The sequence below is a fragment of the Variovorax sp. 20P10.2.4 genome (assembly GCF_058244205.1).
Window position 1 is genome coordinate 1 of record NZ_JBZAYE010000608.1, and the last position, 4,381, is coordinate 4,381.

Below are 4,381 nucleotides of genomic sequence, written 5' to 3' on the forward strand. Positions count from 1 at the left end.
AGGCCATCGTCCAGCAGCTGCGCGGCGCGCGCCGCAGCGCCGACCTCTGCGTCTTCACGCTGTCGGACGACCGCATCAGCGACGAGGTGCTCGCGGCGCACCGGCGCGGCCTGCGCGTGCGGCTGGTGACCGACAACGACAAGGAATACGACCTCGGCAGCGACGTGGGCCGGCTGCGCAACGCGGGCATTCCGGTGGCGGTCGACCGCACCGATGCCCACATGCACCACAAGTTCGCGATCTTCGACGGCGCCTGGCTGCTCAACGGCAGCTACAACTGGACCCGCAGCGCCAGCGAGTTCAACGAGGAGAACCTGGTGTTGAGCAACGACGCCACCTTGCTGCGCCGCTTCGCCGACGAATTCGACACGCTGTGGCGCGAACTGCAGGAAGACCGATGAGCCGACGCATCGACTACGACTGGGAGTTGCCGCCCGCCATGCAGCAGCGGCTGGGCCGCGACAGCTACGGCGCGCAGCGCATCGTGCACGAGGACGGCCACCTGCTCGTGATCCTGCACGAGCCGCCCGCGGGCAGCGGCAGCGAACGCCGCCATTCGGTGTTCCTGCGCAAGCCCGACGGCGGCTGGTTCCACAAGGGCAGCACGCCGGGCGAGCGCGCCTTCGCGAAGCTGCTCGAGAGCTACCGCGCCGCGCTCGCCACCTTCGAGCAGCGCCACGAGGCGGCCGCCGATGCCGAGGCCCTGTTCCAGATCCTCGGGCCGCTGATCCCGCTGTCGCGCGCGGCCGCCAACCTGCAGGCCACCTTGCAGGCGGCGCGCGAGGCGGTGAAGGACGACCCGCTGCTGGTCGACCTGCGCGACCGCGCGGTCGAGATCGCGCGCGGGCTCGAGCTGCTGCTGGCCGACACCCGCATGTCGCTCGACTTCCGCCTCGCCCATGCGGCCGAGGCGCAGGCGCGCGCGGCCCTGGAGGCCACGCGCGCGCAGCACAAGCTCAACACCATCGCCGCGCTGACCTTCCCGCTGATGGCGATCGGCGCGGTCTTCGGCATGAACCTGCACAGCGGCGCCGAGAACCTGCCGGCCTGGGTCTACTGGGCGATCTTCCTGGCCGGCCTGCTGATGGGGCTGATGCTGCGCGGCTGGGTCAAGGCGCCTGAAGCAGCCGGGGCGGACGGCAAGGCGAAGGCCTCGATCGCGCCGAAGAAGAAGTAGGGCCGTCGGGGCGCTCAGTCGCGCCAGACCATCTCGAAGGTCTCGCACAGCACCGGCATGCGCAGGTCGGGCGTGCGGCCGATGCGCTCGCACTCGCCGCTGAAGTACTGCCAGTGGCCCTCGCGCCAGTAGCGCAGCGAACCGTCGCCCTCGGCCTCGACCGCCGCGAAGTCCGCGCCGACCTCCTCGAAGGGCATCACCACCACCGCGCGCGTCTCGATCACGCACAGCGGCCGGCCGTGCCAGTCGGTCACCACGCTGAGGTCGCCGGGGCGCGGCCGCGGGCGGCCCGTGGCGGCGAAGGACCATTCGAGGCTGGCCGTGCCGCGCTTGCGGCCCTCGAGCACGAGCCGCGCGAGCTCGGTGGCGCCGGCCTCGTTGTCGTCGAAGTGGAAGGCTTCGCAGAAGCGCGAAGCGGCCTCGCTGCCGAGGGCGGCCTCGAAGCGTTGCCAGAAGGGAAGGATCTCGTCGGGGATCGCCATGCGCGTGCCTGCCAAAGGGGGCAGAGCATAGCGAAGAATGAGCGCTGAATGAGGGGCGCCGTGGGCGCATCCTGCGATGCGTGGGGCGCGGCGCCTCTCGTTCAGCCCTGGCGTGGCGCCAGGGTCAGGCGCGCACGCCGAGCACCGACAGGATGACGGCGGCCAGCGTCAGCGCGACCGGTGCCTTGTGCACGGCGAGCACATGGGCATGCGCGGCCAGGCGCGATTGCAGAAGGGCCTTTTCGGAATGAAGAGCTGTGGTCATGAGACGACTCCTTGAACAGTGACGCGGACACCGTGTCCGCATGACTGCAACGATAGTCCTGCGAAAGCGCCATGGTTCGTGCCTTTCATCGACACGGCGTTTCCGTTTCGGCAACGATCGAAGGGAACCCGGGGGCCCGCGGCGCGATCCGCTCGACGGGTCGGTCAGCCCGCGATCAGCTTCTGCACCAGCTCCGCCGTCGTGGCGGCCGCGTACTTGCGCATCAGCCGCGCGCGGTGCAGTTCCACCGTGCGGTGGCTGATGCCCAGCGCCTTGCCGATCTCCTTCGAGGTCAGGCCGCGCATCACCTGGGCCGCCACCTCGCGCTCGCGCGGCGTGAGCTGGGCCTTGGTCGCGCGGCGCGAGCCCAGGTCCTCGAAGGTCCAGATGCCCGACTCGTGCGGGATGGCCCGGTTCATCGCATGGCCGGTGACGTGGCACCAGAAGGTCTCGCCCGCGATCGCTCCGTGCAGGTTGCCGAGGCGGCGCATCATGCGGTTGTCGGCATAGTGCCCGCTGGCATTCATGATCGGTTCCATGCGCTTGCCGATGCGCTCGAACTCGGCGAGGCTGGGGTAGAGGATGCTGAACGAATGCCCCACCAGCGCGGAGGGCGTTGCGCCGAAGATCTCGCACACGCGCTGGTTGCAGGCCACGATGGCGCGGTGGCGCGAAACCACCATCCCGACCGGGGCATGCTCGAAGGCCAGCCGGTAGTCGATGTCGGGCGTTGCCGCCTCAGCCTTGCGATCGGTCGTCTCCTGCATCGGGGGTCACCATTACGAAATACTACGTATGCGGGTACGTAGTATCGTTCAGGGCTTTCCCACCCACTCTCGACACAGCCAATCAAGGAGCACGAGTGAACAAGATCTATCCCTCCGCCGAGGCGGCGCTCAAGGGGGTCGTGGCCGACGGGCAGATGCTCGCGGTCGGCGGCTTCGGCCTGTGCGGCATTCCCGAGGCGCTCATCGACGCGCTCAAGGATTCCGGCGCGCAGAACCTCACCGTGATCTCGAACAACGCGGGCGTCGACGGCTTCGGCCTCGGCAAGCTGCTCGAGACGCGCCAGATCAAGAAGATGATCGCCTCCTACGTGGGCGAGAACAAGGAATTCGAACGCCAGTACCTGGCGGGCGAGCTCGCGCTGGAATTCACGCCGCAGGGCACGCTGGCCGAGAAGCTGCGCGCCGGCGGCGCCGGCATCCCGGCCTTCTTCACCAAGACCGGCGTGGGCACGCAGGTCGCCGAAGGCAAGGAACTGCGCGAGTTCGACGGCGAGACCTACGTGATGGAGCATTCGCTGGTGCCCGACGTGGCGCTGGTCAAGGCCGACGTGGCCGACAAGTCGGGCAACCTGCGCTTCCGCCTGACGGCGCGCAACTTCAATCCCGCGGCCGCGATGGCCGGCAAGATCTGCATCGTCGAGGTCGAGAAGATCGTCGAGGTGGGCGAGCTGGCCCCCGACGACATCCACCTGCCGGGCATCTACGTGCACCGCCTGGTGCTCAATGCCACGCCCGAGAAGCGCATCGAGAAGCGCACCGTGAGCGCCGGCGTCGATGCCGCGGCCGCCAAGGTCGAGGCCCAGACGGCGATCGCCCAGGCCGCCGCCGGCAGCGAAGTGCCGGCCAAGGTCGTCAACAAGAGAGAAGGAGCCTGAGATGCCCTGGACCCAAGACCAGATGGCGGCGCGCGCCGCGCAAGAGCTGGAAGACGGCTTCTACGTCAACCTCGGCATCGGCATCCCGACGCTGGTGGCCAACCACACGGGCACCAAGGAAGTCTGGCTGCAGAGCGAGAACGGCATGCTGGGCATCGGCCCGTTCCCGACCGAGGACCAGGTCGACGCCGACCTGATCAACGCCGGCAAGCAGACCGTCACCACGCTGCCGGGCTCGGCCATCTTCGGCAGCCACGACAGCTTCGCGATGATCCGCGGCGGCAAGATCAACCTCTCGATCCTCGGCGCGATGCAGGTGAGCACCCAGGGCGACCTCGCCAACTGGATGATCCCCGGCAAGATGGTCAAGGGCATGGGCGGCGCGATGGACCTGGTGGCCGGCGTCAAGCGCGTGATCGTGCTGATGGAACACGTGGCCAAGAAGAAGGACGGCACCGAGGACTTCAAGATCCTCGAGAAGTGCACCCTGCCGCTGACCGGCGTGGGCGTCGTCGACCGCATCATCACCGACCTCGCCGTGATGGACGTGGTGCCCGAGGGCCTCAAGGTGATCGAACTCGCGCCCGGCGTGAGCTTCGATGCGCTGCAGGCCAAGACCGGCGCCAAGCTGATCCAGTAAGGCGAAGGCCGCAACGACGAACGAAGGGCAGGGCCGCGCGAGCGGGCCCTGCCTTTCTTCCTTGGAGAGAACGAAAGATGAGCGCGAGCGACATCCTCCACGACCTCTGGCGCCAGGCCGGCCTGCCGGCCGACGCACTGCCGCTGGCGCGGCT

The 4,381-nt window shown here is 68.8% G+C and carries 7 protein-coding genes; 4 read left to right on the forward strand and 3 right to left on the reverse strand.

Features of this window, described 5'->3' with window-relative positions; genetic code table 11:
• A partial coding sequence (locus tag AC27VN_RS34095; protein WP_490879443.1) for a phospholipase D-like domain-containing protein occupies positions 1 to 401 on the forward strand: 401 nt, incomplete at its 5' end.
• A complete protein-coding gene (locus tag AC27VN_RS34100) occupies positions 398 to 1,177 on the forward strand; it encodes a hypothetical protein (RefSeq protein ID WP_490879444.1) in 780 nt (259 codons plus the stop codon). The genes AC27VN_RS34095 and AC27VN_RS34100, both read left to right, overlap by 4 nt.
• 14 nt (positions 1,178 to 1,191) lie before the next feature.
• On the opposite strand, the gene AC27VN_RS34105 is transcribed toward AC27VN_RS34100, so the two are convergent.
• The 3 genes from AC27VN_RS34105 to AC27VN_RS34115 form a co-directional block, all read right to left on the reverse strand.
• Entirely contained in the window at positions 1,192 to 1,659 is a 468-nt protein-coding gene (locus AC27VN_RS34105) for an ASCH domain-containing protein (protein ID WP_490879445.1), read from the reverse strand.
• Positions 1,660 to 1,783: 124 nt separating this feature from the next.
• Positions 1,784 to 1,924: a hypothetical protein gene (locus AC27VN_RS34110; RefSeq protein WP_172705439.1), complete on the reverse strand. Its 141-nt coding sequence runs from the start codon at positions 1,922 to 1,924 to the stop codon at positions 1,784 to 1,786.
• Positions 1,925 to 2,088: 164 nt separating this feature from the next.
• Positions 2,089 to 2,691, reverse strand: coding sequence for a LuxR C-terminal-related transcriptional regulator (locus AC27VN_RS34115; RefSeq protein WP_203201593.1), 603 nt, complete (start codon positions 2,689 to 2,691; stop codon positions 2,089 to 2,091).
• A gap of 95 nt (positions 2,692 to 2,786) precedes the next feature.
• Between AC27VN_RS34115 and AC27VN_RS34120 the strand changes: the two genes are divergently transcribed.
• Positions 2,787 to 3,587, forward strand: coding sequence for a CoA transferase subunit A (locus AC27VN_RS34120; RefSeq protein WP_490879446.1), 801 nt, complete (start codon positions 2,787 to 2,789; stop codon positions 3,585 to 3,587).
• Position 3,588: 1 nt separating this feature from the next.
• On the forward strand, positions 3,589 to 4,227 hold the full coding sequence (locus AC27VN_RS34125; protein WP_057595049.1) for a 3-oxoacid CoA-transferase subunit B: 639 nt from the start codon (positions 3,589 to 3,591) through the stop codon (positions 4,225 to 4,227).
• Positions 4,228 to 4,381: the final 154 nt, after the last annotated feature.